Origin of the sequence: Photorhabdus noenieputensis, assembly GCF_018448935.1 — a bacterium.
GTDB classification, from domain to species: Bacteria; Pseudomonadota; Gammaproteobacteria; order Enterobacterales; family Enterobacteriaceae; genus Photorhabdus; species Photorhabdus noenieputensis.
In genome coordinates, this window is the sequence record NZ_RCWC01000003.1 from 26,677 (window position 1) to 41,751 (window position 15,075).

Consider the following 15,075-nt stretch of genomic DNA (forward strand, 5'->3'; position numbering starts at 1 on the left):
ATTACCTTTTAATTACCTAATCGGGGATAAAACCCAATTCGCTTTTTAATAATGTTTCCATCCGATAATAACCCGGCCACTGGGGGTCTCTGAGCGCGGTTAACCATGCCTGCGGGATTTGCTCAAACTGATTGATATGTCTCGCCATCAGTAAATAGAGAAACCCGCCAATGGCGCGTTCATCAGTGATTTCATTATCACGACAAAAATAAAAACAATCCTCCGCTAAGGTTTTATGTTGAATAAATGTCTCCTCATCCATATAGGCGGGAGAATAATGTGTATCAGGGAGCGTGTTTTTCAATACCCGGTCTGAATGTGCCGACAGGGTATCGTATGGCAGATCTATGGTACCGGCACCATTATGGTAATTGACTTCATTAATAAATCGCGTCAGTTTATTAATATATCGTTGTTCGAATAGCTCATTTAACTGAGCATATTGCTTTGTTGTGATCCGCAACATCTTTTGTCTGGAGCCAGCCTCCGCGGGAAATTGTTTTCTGACCACGTGAAAATTATCCTCATGCTTAACACCCATCAGAGAAGTGCTAATTTTATTTATCGGCCCCATGAAACAGTGAATTTCCCAGTCACTGAGGACACTGAGAAACTCCCAGATATTACGCGGATCATAAAACCGGAAAAATACCGGTTTATCTTGATCGGGTAATAATACTTGCAGATATTTGCGTAAATGCTGACGCAATGTTTTCATATCCGCTTTTGAGTGAAGACAAATTCCCCAGCATGTTTGCCATTCCTCCAAATAAAGTCCGACTTTTTCTGTCACCTCCACCAAGTAAGGTGCCACCTTAAGCAGTTCAGGTGATAAAGATTCGTCATAAAGACAAACCGCAGGGGGATTAAAATTTTCCAAGATAAAAAACAATCGGTATTCAATCGCACCGTCAATGACGACATAATATTTTTCAGCGGCCATCAGTCGTTATCCTCCTTCGGACAGTGTGCAACAAACAAGGAACCGACACTGGCGGCAGCTTGCAAAATGACCGGATTCGCCGGACGCAATAAATCCCCGGGACTTCCCCCAGAGTTCAGATTAATAGATGGACCTTTGATATCGACACCATCAGCATGAATAACGATAAAGCTATTACCTACTTTCAGACTGATTTTGTTGCCACCCTGCACCGTAATATCACCATTGGTATCGATACTGAGCATACCCTGAATTTTCTGTGCCACATTGCCGCCGGCCTGCAAAGTTTTGTCACCCTCAACCTGAACAACATAGTTCCCGATGGTTTTATGTTCCTGTTGCCCATCAACAGTGACTTTACGGTTATTGGCAATCACCAGTTCGTCATCATGGCCAATGCTGGTTGTACGGTTGTAATTAATTCGCTCATCCCGGGAATTAAGCACCTTAATCGCCAGATTCTTCTGAGCATGAATAAATACCTCTTCCCGATCTTTTTCATCTTCAAATCTCAATTCATTAAAACCATCCCCTTTATGGGTTTTTGAACGAATTGACATTTGGGTTTTTGCCATCGGCAGGCGGTTAGGCACAACGTTAGTGGCATGATAGGTACGCCCAATAATAATTGGCTGATCTGGATCGCCATGCAGAAAATCCACCAGCACTTCCTGCCCCACTCGGGGGATAGCAATCATGCCCCAGCGATTACCAGCCCAAGCCTGACTGACTCTGATCCAACAAGAACTGTGGTCATTGAATTCGCCATAGAGATCCCAGGCAAACTGCACCCGCACACGCCCGTATTCATCACAGAAGATCTCTTCCCCCTCCGGGCCAACCACTGTCGCAATTTGCAGGCCGTCAATGCGCGGTTTGGGATAAGGCGAGGGGCGCCATACCCGGTTGCGATCGCCAAAGGTGAAGCTGTTCGTTAAGGTCGTCCCCATTTCACCGAAACGGGATTCATCCGCCTGCGGCTGTCTACCGTAATGGCTGATTTTAATGACCAGCCACAGGGTATTAAATTGCTCTTTCGGATGATCAGTAAGCGTAAACCCTGATGCCGGTGCCAGAGCAAAACAGTCACTTTGTGCACGGCCAAACATAGCGTCAGTGCGGAGTGCTTCCAGACGATATTGACTCAGGCGCTCGCCATACTCATCTTTAAAGCGCCCGGGAAAATCATAGTAAGTGTAACTGGGTAAATCTGAACGCTGGTGATTAATTTGGCGTTCGTGATAGTAACAGTCAGCCCCCCACAGCGGATTTTTAAAAGTACGATCCTTCAACACAATGTTGGCAATCCCGACCTGTTCACGCCAGCAGAATCGATTGATGCTGCATTGGCTTCCTGTAGCATCCAATTCTGGGTGATAGGGCAATGAAAATTTGTTATTTATCCGATGAGAATCAATGAAAATAATTATCGGTTCACCCCGCTCCTCAGTGAAATCGAAATAATAAAACATCCCTTCATCAGCCAATAAACGATGGAGAAACGCCAGATCACTCTCATCATATTGCACACAAAATTCCCGTTCAGGATGTTCATAACGCAATTGGCAATAGAAGTTTCTAACGCCATTTTCTTTCAATAATATGTCAATAATTTCAGCCACAGATTGATGCTGAAAAATACGGGAATTAACTCGTAATCCCGCACGCCATAAAGCAGGTTGAATGGTCAAGGCATAATAACTGCGATGACGACCTGTCGTACTTTGTTCAAATTGAGTCACAATCCCAGTTATACTGCGCTCGGGTTTTCCATCACGATAAACGGTCAGTGTCGCAAAATTATCCAGAACATCAGCGAAATTAATATCCGGATCAGCACTGGTTAATATCGCCTCCAGACAAAATAACTCTGACAACGCTTCATCTAGAGTAAACTCCACCACAGCAAAAGTTTTCTCCGGGAGAGAGCCCGCAGTAAGTGTAAAAACCAGCCCTGAATCTGTCATGACATTCCTCCTGATAGCAGGAGGTCGAGACTCAGGAAGTTAAACAGATCATGTAAAACAACCATAATTCCACCCTCTTTTACTTAAATGATTACCGAATATATTCACCGGTAGATTCACTAACCAAACTTTTCTCTGTTCAACATATGAACGGGAGAGTAGAAGATGGAAGAAATAATCAACTTATTTTTTTGAAATAACGACATTTTATTCTAATCAAAAAGGCGGGTTTTGGTGGGAAATTTTAATATGTTGAATGAGTTACGTTAAAATGAATCATAATGATTTGATTTATCAAAATCGCTGGCCCGAATCAGAAATGCAAATGAAAGAGCAAACCGAATTAACGTAATAGCTCAAACGATATGCCTTTTCTTTTATACCCGTCATCTTTCAAGTTGCCTCTTTGTTGGCTGCACTTTCTAACCCCGGTCACATCGTTATCTATGCTCCCGGGGATTCGCTCCCTTGCCGTCGCGATGCATCTTGAAATCCATTGGGTATATGCTTATTAAATTAGCATTCAAATACAATAAATTCATTTATATTATTCCTTTTACATCACTGATAAATTTCAATATTTAACTGTCATGGGAAAGTGTTAAGTTAAATTTCGCAAATAAGATTATCTGTACTATATGTAAAATAATAATCGTCATGATAAGGAAACAATAAAATGAGACTGATATATATAAACTCTAATCAAACCTATGAGGTTTATACTGGTGGAAGTATAATTATGCCCACTATTCGCTACCCTAGTTTTAATATAAAAAACAATGGCCCAGCAACTATTAGGGCAATAAATTACTGGTCACCTCCATTCGGAAGTTATAATCAGTATGCTTTTATCGATATTTTACCCGGTGAAACTAAGTTTGTCCAAAAACTGCCAAACCCGGTTTATTTCTATAAAGTGGAAGTTATTAATCTCAATAATTACCTACACGCAGAAGTTGAAATTACTGATTTCTACCCAAGTCCACATCCGGCACTTTAAGCTTCAACAATATATTTTTTAATATGATTTTTTATTTCAGTATATATTTAACTGCGAAAAAACGGAGAACAGAGAACAGGATTATTTAAATAATAAATAATTATGCAGGATATTTAATTGAGAAAATCGCTGGTCTGAAAACCAGCGATTAATATAAATAAGGAAAACCGAATTAACGAAATATCTCAAACAACGACATGCCTTTCATATCAGCAAATGTCTTATACGATGCTTGAAGTACAGCTTGTTGTTGATAATAATTCGAAATCGCTGAGTTCCATTCTACGTCAACCAGTTGACTCAAACGGCTTTTATTCGCCAGGCTGCGTTCTGCCCCCAAGCTATCTAAGTCTTCTATTTCTCTCAGTTGTAAACCCAATACCGATTCCACCGAAGAGATATTATTCAACGCGTTGCGAGCGCCGCGGTTAGCTTTATTCAACAATTCCAGCGCATCATCACGACTCTTTTGATCTGCTTCGGTAAATGGTGTTTTCAATGACTGAATCGCCATGTCTATGGTTTTAAATATATCAGATTCACTCGATTTGCCATCCGGCTCTTTTATCGGATTACTGGTAGACGAAAGAAAGACCTGCGCCCCGGTATGTCCAATAATCATAGAGCGGTTGCTATCCACTTTCTGAGTCATTTCCTCAGAGCCACCTCGATAGCTAACTGTACCGCTTGTACTCTCATCAAAAGGCTTCACATCCGTTTTATAACCAGCAAAAATATAGCGGCCATTACCATCGGTGGTGTTACCCAAATTCACTAGTTGTTCTTTAAACCCTGTCAGTTGAATAGCCAACGAGTTACGATCTTCGTCACTCAATACACCGTTTACTGTGGCTACCAAACTTTCATGAATATCTTGAACCACACCGACAGCTTTGGATACCACACTCAATTGCATGGAAATCGCGTTCTTAGCAAACGAGCGAGCTGTTATATATTGCTGGTTCTGAGCTTCAGCTTGAGCAACCATGACACCCTGAGATGCCGCCATCGGATCATCGGATGGATTTATCACCCGCTGACCACTGGATAACTGTGCTCCCTGCTGCATCCATTTCGACTGAGCAGTAGTGATACTCGTCATTTTCTGATCGTACAATATATTGGTACTTACGCGCACAATTTCATTCCTTTTAAATATTCAGCTAAATGCCTAAGATATCTCAGGCTATTTTTTATTAAATGGCACGTTTATTAGCGACGGAGTTCCAAAATAGCATTAAATAGCGTTGTAGCAGTCTGGATAACTTGCGCATTGGCCAGATAATATTGCTGTAAGTTTTGTAATGCGCCATATTCTTCATCTACGTTGACGCCGGAAACCGATTGCTGTTCAGCGTAAAGTTGTTTAGTAATATTATTCTGAGTTTCTAAATCAACATTCGCCGTGCTGGTCTGGTTACCAACAGTACTGACCATCGAAGCATAAGCACCAGAAAATGATGCTTTCCCCTCCACCAATTTTTTGTTCTGCAATTCAATGAGTTTTTTAGCATTGACGTTATCACTCGCCCCACCATCGTTAGCACCGGCAGCCGCCAATTGCGATGCATCTTTAATATTAACCGCCATATTGCCAATAACACCATTGACCGCTTTTAGTGTATATCGATCGTTTTCTTTTGCATCGGTTGGATCAACTTCAATTTTTAATCCATCAAATTCCAGTGTATTACCTGTTACTTTGGCAGCTATATCCGCCTTATCAGAGGCACGCTGGATTTTCCAATTAGCCCCATCGTAGCTAATATGATAATCACTGGCTTTTACCACTGAGGTATCTGTATATTCCACGTTAAAATTAGCAGAACCTTTATTTTTACTATTGGCAATCACATCCGGGTTATTAAATGTGAAGAAATCTTCACCCGGTTTGCCTTTTAAATCAAAACCAGCACGATGAACCTGATTAAATTGATCGCCCAATACCAACGCTAATTGGTTTAACTGATTACGGGAATTATCCAGCACTTCACTACGCGCCCGTAATGTGCCGCCCAATTGCCCTTTATTAATGAATTTTTCATCAATCTCAACAACATCACCAAAACCACGATCATAACCTAATGTAATGCGACTGCTGTCCGCATTGGATGAAATCGCTTCTACTCGGTAAGCAGTTGTTCCCTGAACCAGTGTCAATCCCCCGGCAAAAGAGACATTGTAAGAATCGCTATCCTGCTGAATCACACTCACGCCAACCAGTTTATTCAGTTCATTGACCAATTGATCACGCTGGTCCAGTAATGCATTCGGCTCAGCACTACCACCGCCTCTCATACGGGTAATTTCACCATTGAGTTTAGCAATTTGCTGCGCATAGGTATTAATAGACTCAGCCGAATTAGCTATTCCCCGATTAATGTTATTTTCCATTTTACGCAGGAAAGCATCCGCACTTTGCAACTGGTTTACCAGCCCCTTTGATTTACCAATCGCTGTCGTTCTGGCTGCATCATCTTCCGCATTACTGACAACATTTTGTAAACTGGTAAAGAAGTCATCAATGGTGTTTGACAGGTTATTCGCTTTGTCTGCCAGCAAATTATCGATCTGGGAAATTTGCTGAGAATAAGTGGTTAATTCACCTTGTTTCGCCCGCGCCTCAGACAATTGTTGATTAATGAATTCATTATATTGACGGTTAATACTGGTGACAGTAACACCATTTCCAATAAAGCCAACGGACGTCATCGTGCCACCGTTTTGATTGACAACTGTCGATTGCCGGTTATAACCAGGAACTTTGGAATTCGCGAGGTTATTACCCACGGTTCCCAGAGCAATTTGAGCAGCTTGCAGGCCACTCATCGCGGTATTAATAAGACTGTTGGACATCAGAAGATCCTTTTACGTTTTATTTATGTCTCCGCTAGTGGGTGGCGGCAAACAATCTTTCAGATAACTAAAAATAAAAACAATGTCTGAACTGTTTTAATTTATCGGCTGAGTTCAATAAAACTTGAGCAAAATAGCGATCAGAATAGTTTACTCAAATCGTAGCTATATGCTTTCACCGCCTGTTCTCCCGCACCTTTTAGCTGTTGAATAACTGAGACCAGTTTTTTCGCATATCCGGGATCGGTCGCATAACCTGCCTGTTGTAAGGAATAAGCCCCTTGCTCAGCGGTAGCAGAGCGTGCAACGTTGGCGTAACGGGGACTCTCTGTCAGTAATTTGACGTAATCCTCAATCGCTTCCACGTAAGAGCCATAAACACGGAAGTTATCTTTCATTTTCTGCGGCTCACCGTCGATATATTCTGTGGTCAGGATATTGGTTACCGGCCCTTTCCAACCTTTACCCGCTTTAATGCCAAACAGATTATGACTTGGCTTACCATCAGCGGTCAGAATCTCTCTTTGTCCCCAACCAGATTCTAATGCGGCCTGAGCAATAATCAGCAAATGAGGAATACCACTGCGTTGGCTAGCTATCCGGGCAGGAGCTGAGAGCGTAGAGACAAAATTCGTACTGTTCAGCGGCAGCGGTTTAGGCACCGTCTCGGGTTTCGGTACCGTTCGACGGATAAATTGTTCAAGCGCCTGCCTTGGCAAGGTTTGCAAAACTTCGTTATCCAGCGTCATGGGTACCTTACCCGCCATTTCGGCAGGGGTAGTTTTAGCGCTAGCAAGCTGCTTGAGCATCATATCGGCAAAACCTAACCCCTTCTGAGCAATATTCTGCGCGATTTGTTGATCGTATATCGAAGTATAGAGGCGTGTCTGTTCACTGCTCAACATGCCATCTTTAGGCAGAGATGAACGCATACTTTTCAGCATCATCTGAACAAAAAGCCCTTCCATTTGTTGGGCTACTTGCCGTAGCCCCTGTTGTGGATCTTTTGCCAGATTGGATTTTAATGTGTTAACCGACTGTACATCATAAGCCGCACCGGGCAGGGTTAAAAAATCACTCATCAAATGATCTCCAGCTTCGCCCGCAGACAACCCGCACTTTCCATTGCCTGTAAGATTGACATTAAATCATTCGGGGTCGCACCCAATGCGTTCAATGCTTGAATAACATGGCTCAAATTTGCACTGGCGTTAACCTGCTGCAACGCCCCATTTTGTTCACGGACAGCAACTGTCGGATTACGGGTAACAACGGTACTGCCACCGGCTAACGGTGTATTTGGCTGACTAACAACCACCGGATTATCAACAATGACCGAAAGATTTCCTTGAGCAACCGCGCAGCTATCCAGCATGACATTGCGGTTCATCACGACAGAGCCGGTGCGAGAGTTGATAATCACTTTGGCATCGCCGACATCAACACGGACAGTCAGGTTCTGCACATGGGCGAGAAATTTAACCTGCTCACTTTTATCTCTCGGCATACGCAATTGTACTGTGCGGGCATCCAGCGGCGTTGCCGTTCCCGTTCCACCCATACGATTGATGGTATCGCTGATTTGCTGCGCCAGTGTGAAGTCTTCGTTATTTAATTGAAGATTCAGTATGCCATTTTCACCGAACTGGGTAGGTAATTCGCGTTCAATCACTGCACCGTTACTAATCCGACCACCCGCAAGCTGATTGACTTTTACACTACTTCCCCCCGCGCTGGCACCGGCACCACCAACCAAAATATTACCCTGCGCCAGAGCATAGACCTGATTATCCACACCTTTTAGTGGTGTCATCAACAAAGTACCACCACGTAAGCTTTTAGCATTCCCCAGTGAGGAAACCACTACGTCAATATTCTGCCCGGCACGGCCAAACGGCGGTAACTTCGCGGTGACCATCACGGCAGCCACGTTTTTCAACTGCATATTGGTTCCCGGAGGAACGGTAATCCCCAATTGGGATAACATGTTGCTTAAACTTTGGGTGGTAAATGGCGTCTGAGTCGTCTGGTCACCGGTTCCATCCAACCCAACCACTAATCCATAACCAATCAACGCATTTTCCCGTACTCCTTGAACCGTGGTGAGATCACGAATACGTTCCGCTGATACCGTCGTTGTCACCAGAGTCAGCAATACAAGAAGAAGGCTGACAGCAAATTGTTTTATCATAACCATCCCCTGTTAAAATGGTGCGACATTCAGGAAGAAACGCTGTAACCACCCCATGTTTTGCGCTTCATTGATATAGCCATTGCCCACATATTCAATGCGGGCATCAGCGACCTGATTGGAGCTGACAGTATTATTAGCATTAATTGTCCGTGGGTTAACGACACCGGAGAAACGAATAAATTCGGTTCCCTGATTGATAGCAATCTGCTTTTCACCGACCACATGTAAATTGCCATTTGCCAGTAACTGATCGACCGTCACGGTAATCGTTCCTCTGAAAGTATTATTCGCATTAGCGCCGCCTTTCCCACCAAAAGTATTGTCAGCTTCCATATCCAGATCGGTTTTATCTCCACCAATTAGCCCTTTCAGGAAACGGGGAGTCAGTGCTGCGGAAAACGTGTTTTTTCCATTACGGCTGGCATTGGCCGAAGAGTTCTTACTGGCGCTGACATTTTCCTGCAATGTGATCGTCAGGGTATCGCCAATATTTCGGGGTCGGCGATCTTCAAATAGCGGCTGATAACCATAATAAACTGGCTGTACTACTTGAAAAATAGCGCCATTAGGGACTGGCGCGGTTGCCGCAGAAGGTGCTGCGGTGGTTGCTCCCTCAACCAGGGGTTTTTGCGGTATATACGCACAGCCCGTTAGTGACAATACCGCCAGTGCTATACTACAACGCCATTTATGCGCCACATTTTTCCGTAAATGGCGGAACTGACAAACGGCGCTGGTCTCGGCAACAGCCATTGTATCCATCTTCGATACTCTTAATTTATCCCTGAATAACGGGGAAACTGAGTGTTTCCCCGCGGTTCTGATTGACGATTAGGTTATAACTGAGTCAGTTTTTGTAGCATCTGATCAGACGTCGACACCGCCTTAGTGTTAACTTCATAAGCACGCTGAGTCTGAATCATATTGACCAATTCTTCCGCGATATTGACGTTAGATGTTTCGACATATTTATGCTGGAGCAACCCTGCGCCATTGATTCCCGGTGTATTTTCAATCGGTACGCCAGAGCTGCTAGTCTCTACATAAAGGTTTTCACCAATACTTTCTAACCCACTCTCATTGATGAAAGTCGTCAGGGTAAATTGACCTATTTGCTGAGATGCAGATTGCCCCTGTACTTTCACACTGACAATACCATCACTGCTTATGGCGAGGTCCGTCGCATTATCAGGAATAGTAATGGTAGGGAAGATCAAAAAACCGTTAGCAGTCGTCAACTGCCCGTTTTGATCTTCCTGAAATGAACCGTCACGGGTATAGGCGCTGGTACCATCAGGTAACTGAACCTGAAAGAAACCCTTTCCTCTAATAGCAACATTATGGCTGTTATTAGTTTCAGATAAGTTTCCCTGACTATGTATACGTTCTGTTGCTACCGGGCGCACCCCAGTACCTATCTGTAAACCAGAAGGCAGGCGGGTTTGCTCCGATGACATCGCCCCCGGTTGACGAATGTTCTGGTAAAGTAGATCTTCAAAAACGGCACGCTGGCGTTTAAAACCATTGGTGCTGACGTTTGCCAAGTTGTTGGCAATCACATCCATATTGGTTTGCTGAGCATCCAGCCCAGTTTTAGCAATCCATAATGATCGGATCATCGGTTTTATCCTCTGTGTCTAAATCAACTCATTGCTAATAGCTGATTAGCACGTTGTGCATTTTCATCTGAGCTATGGATGACTTTCATCTGCATTTCAAAACGGCGGGCATTGGCAATCATGCTCACCATGCTTTCCATTGGGCTGACGTTACTTCCTTCAAGCACACCGGGCATTAATTTCACCTCATCACTGGCTGGCAAGACATCACCCTGTAACTCTTGCGCCTGTTCCGTCATGTGAAAAAGGCCATCATCACCACGGACTAGCTGATCGCTCTCCGGTTTCACCATTTTTAATCTGCCAAGTTGCCCCAACTGTGTTGGCGGATCACCAGGAATCAGGGCAGATATAGAACCATCCGTCGCCAGGGTTAACTCAGCCTGTGGCGGAATATTGATCGGGCCGTTGTCCCCCATCAACAAGTTACCTTGGACGGTTAACTGACCTTCCGCTGAAATCTGAATGCTGCCGTTACGTGTATAAGCCTCAGAACCATCTTCAAGCTGAACCGCCAGATATCCCCCTTGCCCAATCGCCGCATCCAACGGACGAGAGGTATAGTTCATCGGCCCCTGACGATTGTCAGAACCCGGCGTTGAAGCCACAATCAAAGTGCGGGTATTAAAAGCAGCCCCTTCAACAGGCACCGCTCGCAAAGCAGCCAGTTGCGCCTTAAAACCCGGCGTCGATGCATTAGCCAGGTTATTTGCCGTCACTGCCTGATGTTCTAGTGTCTGACGAGCACCGCCCATTGCGGTATAAATGACATGATCCATAATGCTATCCTGAAACTATCAGCGCATGCTGACCAGCGTTTGTAGGATCTGATCTTGGGTTTTAATGGTTTGCGCACTGGATTGGTAGTTGCGCTGCGCCACGATCATATTAACCAGCTCCTGGCTCATATCGACGTTGGATGCTTCCAGCGAACCACTGAGCAATTTGCCAAAACCGCCAGAATCCGCAATGCCAACCACTGGGCTACCAGAAGCCCCCGTCTCTACCCAAACGTTGTCCCCCTGCGCTGACATCCCCTCTGGGTTAGCAAAATTAGCCAGAACGATCTGACCCAATAACTGGGATTGTTTATTGGAATAAATGCCGACAACGCTGCCATCTGACTCAATACGGTAGCCACTGAATTCACCTGCGGCATAACCGTCTTGCTTGGGTGGTGATATGCTGTCAGCGTCAATCTTTTGCTGTTTACTGCCATTAAAATCAATAGTGATATCAGCGGCATTAGAACCATTCAGAGAAGGAACATTAAATGTAAACTGATTATTGTCACCAATCAGTTTACCGTTGCCATCAAATTTCAACGTCCCCAACGAAGCGGCTTTAGCGCCTTCAACCGCACTATCCTGAGCATGAACCTGCCATTCGTTATCGTTCGTTTTCACAAAGAAAACCTTGATATTATGTGGGTTACCCAAGCTATCAAAGGTGGTGACACTGGTAGGATAGTTATAAGAATCCTTATTTTCTGGCGAGAAAGCCTCTGTCGGTTTTTTATGCATCGAATTAAGGTTGGCTGTCATCGTAACCTTAGTTGTTGCTTTAGCCATCAATATACCTTGAGGTATTGTAATCGGCTCTGGGTTAGCCCCTTTCTGAATCTCCGGCGCGCCACCATTGACACTGGCGGCGGGATAGCCGGTCAATTTCATGCCTTGCATGTTGATAATATTACGGTTCTCATCCATCTTGAATTGACCGTTACGGGAATAGTAGATCTTACCATCACCGCCTTGCATACGGAAAAAACCGCTTTGAGTGATCGCCAAATCAAGTGTGCGATTGGTCGTCGTTGGCGTACCATCTTTAAAATTCTGATTAACACCCGATATTTTTACCCCTAGTCCCACCTGAGAACCGGCAAAAATGTCAGAAAAAGCAACCGTGCTGGATTTAAAACCATATGTCGCCGCGTTAGCGATATTATTACCAATAACATCCAAATTACCTGCCGCGGCATTCAAACCACTTACTGCTTGTGAAAAAGCCATATTATTCTCCGTTAAAATTCTTGCTTGTTAAAGAATCTGACGTATCTGATCCATAGTGACGGCCCCGATCCGTCCTAAATCTAACCTGGCACCGTCCGCGTCACGAGTAATACCCTTCACCTCCGCATGTCTCAGCGGCTGAAATACGCTCGGGCTGCCTTGATAGCTGGCCGAAATGGTGAATTTATAAGCACCATCCTCAGCCATAGCACCATCTTCTTTTGCGCCATCCCAAGTGAAATTCTGAACACCCGCGTCCAACGCACCGAGGTCAATTTGGCGTACAACCCCGCCTTGCTTATCAGTAATGGTGACTTTCACACTATCTGCCGGCCTTGCCAGCTCAATACCATATCGTGACGAGCTGATGCTTCCATTTTCCTTTGAACCCACCAGAATGGTATCCCCTGGGATCATCACATTCCGTCCAATTAGAGCCGATGCCTGTACAGGCTGGTTATTATTTATCTGACCGACAATAGACCCCAGTGTGGTATTCAGCTTTTCGATCCCCGCAAGGGTGTTAATCTGCGCCAAATGGGAAGTCAGCTCATTGTTCTTCATTGGGTTAGTTGGATCTTGATTTTTCATTTGCGCGACCAGCAATTTCATGAAGTTGCTATTCAGCTCTTCACTGTTCTTTTTCTTGCCGTTCGATGCTAACTCACCAACAGTCATGTTATTCAGTGATTCATTCACTGAACCGGTAATAGCCATGAGTCACTCCTGTTACTGACCTAACGTCAATGTTTTCAACATTATCGATTTAGTTGTATTCAGCACTTCAACGTTGGCTTGATAACTACGGGAAGCGGAAATGGTGTTAATCATTTCTCCGACCACATCAACGTTTGGCATCCGTACATACCCCTTTTCATCGGCCAATGGGTGCCCTGGCTGATACTCAAGGCGGAAAGGAGTGGGATCATCAACAACTTCACTGACTCTAACGCCGCCGGTTTCTTGCCCTGCCGGTGCGGCAACACGGAAAACAACTTGTTTAGCCCGATATGGCTGACCATCAGGCCCCGCAACACTATCGGCATTTGCCATATTGCTAGCACTGACATTTAATCGTTGGGATTGAGCTGATAATGCCGAGCCGGCAATATCAAAAACACTAAGTAAAGACATTGCCCTTATCCTTGCTGTAAGACTGACATCATGCTTTTAACTTGAGAGCTGGTCGCAGTCAGTTCAGCCTGATATTTCAAGCTGTTATCCATAAAATTGCTGCGTTCCATATCCATATCCACCGTGTTGCCATCCATCGCTGGCTGATAAGGCACCCGATACAGCAAGTCCATCTCCATTCTCTTCTGAGGCTGAATAGGAATATGCCGATCGGATGTCAGCGTCAGCCCGATCCCGTTTCCGGTGACCCGACCATGTGCAATGGTTTTTTTCAGTTGTGTGGCGAAATCAATATCCCGCGCTTGATAACCGGGCGTATCCGCATTGGCGATGTTAGCGGACAATATTTCTTGCCGCCGTGATCGCAATGACAAGGCTTCCTGCTGAAAATGAAAGGCTGCATCTAATTTATCGAGCATATTCCTCCCTCTGATGTAACTGACCTGTGTTGTGAACCTTTGATAGCGCTTTTCGCGATCGCGAAATTCGCAGTAAACAGGATAAACGCAGAAGGAAAAGCCTATCGGATGAATAGACGCTAATTGGATTGCTATTTATCCCATTGACCGATATTCAATACAGGTACACTTATACGCGACTAAGCAGCAGCGTATTGACCTACAGAAATAATGAGAGCGAGAAGATGCAAGCTATAAAGATTATCGGGCTGTTCGCATTTTTCTTTATCGCTTCGATGGCATGGGGCAATAATTTACCCCAAGCTATAGAGCACTATTTCCAACAGATACATAGGGATAATCATCGCAAAGTTTCTGTCAACATCAGAACCCCTGAACAACAATGGCCTCAATGTGAACGGCCAGAAATTCAACCTGCTATCGGCGGTCAAAACTGGGGAAATCTCTCCTTACCGGTTATCTGCCATCAACAACGCAAATTCATTCAAATCGCTGTCAGTGTGACAGGAAATTATCTGGTTACCCGCCGAGCCCTCTCACGAAATGATGTTTTATCAGAGGGCGATTTGCAGGTCAGAAGCGGATTACTGGAAAAACTACCCCATGATCTGGTTATTAACAAAAATGAAATAAAAAACAGCGTTGCGATACGTAACATCCCGGTGGGGCAAGTCATTACACGTAATATGTTACGCCGCCCGTGGGCGATACGGTCAGGCCAGAGTGTGGTGGTGATTGTACAGGGAAATGGCTTTCAGATACGGAATGAAGGGAAAGCTATTAATAACGCCGCCATTTCTGATAAAGTCAGGGTTCGAATGAATTCAGGACATGTTATAACCGGCCAGGCATTAGAAAACGGCAGTGTAAAAATCATGTTATAAGTTCCTAAAGTTTTCTTTCACTGTGCCGATATAACCAGCAGAGCACG

15 protein-coding genes are annotated in these 15,075 nt (G+C 44.5%); 2 read left to right on the forward strand and 13 right to left on the reverse strand.

All coding sequences use genetic code 11. From position 1 onward, the window contains the following. Positions 1–16: 16 nt before the first annotated feature. Both EAE91_RS03620 and EAE91_RS03625 read right to left on the reverse strand, forming a co-directional pair. Positions 17–943: a DUF4123 domain-containing protein gene (locus tag EAE91_RS03620; protein WP_214087299.1), complete on the reverse strand. Its 927-nt coding sequence runs from the start codon at positions 941–943 to the stop codon at positions 17–19. After that, positions 943–2,910 carry a type VI secretion system Vgr family protein gene (locus EAE91_RS03625; RefSeq protein WP_214087300.1) on the reverse strand — a complete coding sequence of 656 codons (1,968 nt, stop codon included), beginning with the start codon at positions 2,908–2,910 and terminating at the stop codon, positions 943–945. The genes EAE91_RS03620 and EAE91_RS03625 overlap by 1 nt, the downstream gene beginning before the upstream one ends. A 676-nt stretch (positions 2,911–3,586) precedes the next feature. On the opposite strand from EAE91_RS03625, the gene EAE91_RS03630 reads away from it, so the two are divergent. After that, positions 3,587–3,910: a hypothetical protein gene (locus EAE91_RS03630; RefSeq protein ID WP_214087301.1), complete on the forward strand. Its 324-nt coding sequence runs from the start codon at positions 3,587–3,589 to the stop codon at positions 3,908–3,910. Positions 3,911–4,082: 172 nt separating this feature from the next. On the opposite strand, the gene flgL is transcribed toward EAE91_RS03630, so the two are convergent. The 11 genes from flgL to flgB all read right to left on the reverse strand — a co-directional run bounded on the left by flgL (position 4,083) and on the right by flgB (position 14,144). Further along, a complete protein-coding gene (gene flgL / locus EAE91_RS03635) occupies positions 4,083–5,048 on the reverse strand; it encodes a flagellar hook-associated protein FlgL (RefSeq protein WP_214087302.1) in 966 nt (321 codons plus the stop codon). A 74-nt stretch (positions 5,049–5,122) separates the two neighbouring features. Further along, positions 5,123–6,766 (reverse strand): flagellar hook-associated protein FlgK, encoded by a 1,644-nt coding sequence (flgK, locus tag EAE91_RS03640; protein WP_214087303.1) that lies wholly within the window; start codon positions 6,764–6,766, stop codon positions 5,123–5,125. Positions 6,767–6,906: 140 nt separating this feature from the next. Then, positions 6,907–7,848, reverse strand: a complete 942-nt coding sequence (gene flgJ / locus EAE91_RS03645; RefSeq protein WP_376744761.1) for a flagellar assembly peptidoglycan hydrolase FlgJ — start codon at positions 7,846–7,848, stop codon at positions 6,907–6,909. Beyond that, a complete protein-coding gene (locus tag EAE91_RS03650) occupies positions 7,848–8,957 on the reverse strand; it encodes a flagellar basal body P-ring protein FlgI (protein WP_214087305.1) in 1,110 nt (369 codons plus the stop codon). The genes flgJ and EAE91_RS03650 overlap by 1 nt, the downstream gene beginning before the upstream one ends. A 12-nt stretch (positions 8,958–8,969) precedes the next feature. Then, positions 8,970–9,722 (reverse strand): flagellar basal body L-ring protein FlgH, encoded by a 753-nt coding sequence (locus EAE91_RS03655; RefSeq protein ID WP_244868649.1) that lies wholly within the window; start codon positions 9,720–9,722, stop codon positions 8,970–8,972. A gap of 74 nt (positions 9,723–9,796) precedes the next feature. Next, positions 9,797–10,579 carry a flagellar basal-body rod protein FlgG gene (flgG, locus tag EAE91_RS03660; RefSeq protein WP_214087306.1) on the reverse strand — a complete coding sequence of 261 codons (783 nt, stop codon included), beginning with the start codon at positions 10,577–10,579 and terminating at the stop codon, positions 9,797–9,799. Positions 10,580–10,602: 23 nt separating this feature from the next. Continuing rightward, positions 10,603–11,358: a flagellar basal body rod protein FlgF gene (locus EAE91_RS03665; protein WP_214087307.1), complete on the reverse strand. Its 756-nt coding sequence runs from the start codon at positions 11,356–11,358 to the stop codon at positions 10,603–10,605. Between the two features lie 18 nt (positions 11,359–11,376). Further along, positions 11,377–12,591, reverse strand: coding sequence for a flagellar hook protein FlgE (gene flgE, locus EAE91_RS03670; protein ID WP_214087308.1), 1,215 nt, complete (start codon positions 12,589–12,591; stop codon positions 11,377–11,379). Between the two features lie 27 nt (positions 12,592–12,618). Continuing rightward, on the reverse strand, positions 12,619–13,308 hold the full coding sequence (gene flgD / locus EAE91_RS03675; RefSeq protein WP_214087309.1) for a flagellar hook assembly protein FlgD: 690 nt from the start codon (positions 13,306–13,308) through the stop codon (positions 12,619–12,621). A gap of 12 nt (positions 13,309–13,320) precedes the next feature. After that, entirely contained in the window at positions 13,321–13,725 is a 405-nt protein-coding gene (flgC, locus tag EAE91_RS03680; RefSeq protein ID WP_214087310.1) for a flagellar basal body rod protein FlgC, read from the reverse strand. A gap of 5 nt (positions 13,726–13,730) precedes the next feature. Continuing rightward, positions 13,731–14,144, reverse strand: coding sequence for a flagellar basal body rod protein FlgB (gene flgB, locus EAE91_RS03685; protein ID WP_036775736.1), 414 nt, complete (start codon positions 14,142–14,144; stop codon positions 13,731–13,733). A gap of 224 nt (positions 14,145–14,368) precedes the next feature. On the opposite strand from flgB, the gene flgA reads away from it, so the two are divergent. Next, a complete protein-coding gene (gene flgA, locus EAE91_RS03690; protein WP_214087311.1) occupies positions 14,369–15,028 on the forward strand; it encodes a flagellar basal body P-ring formation chaperone FlgA in 660 nt (219 codons plus the stop codon). Positions 15,029–15,075 lie beyond the last annotated feature (47 nt).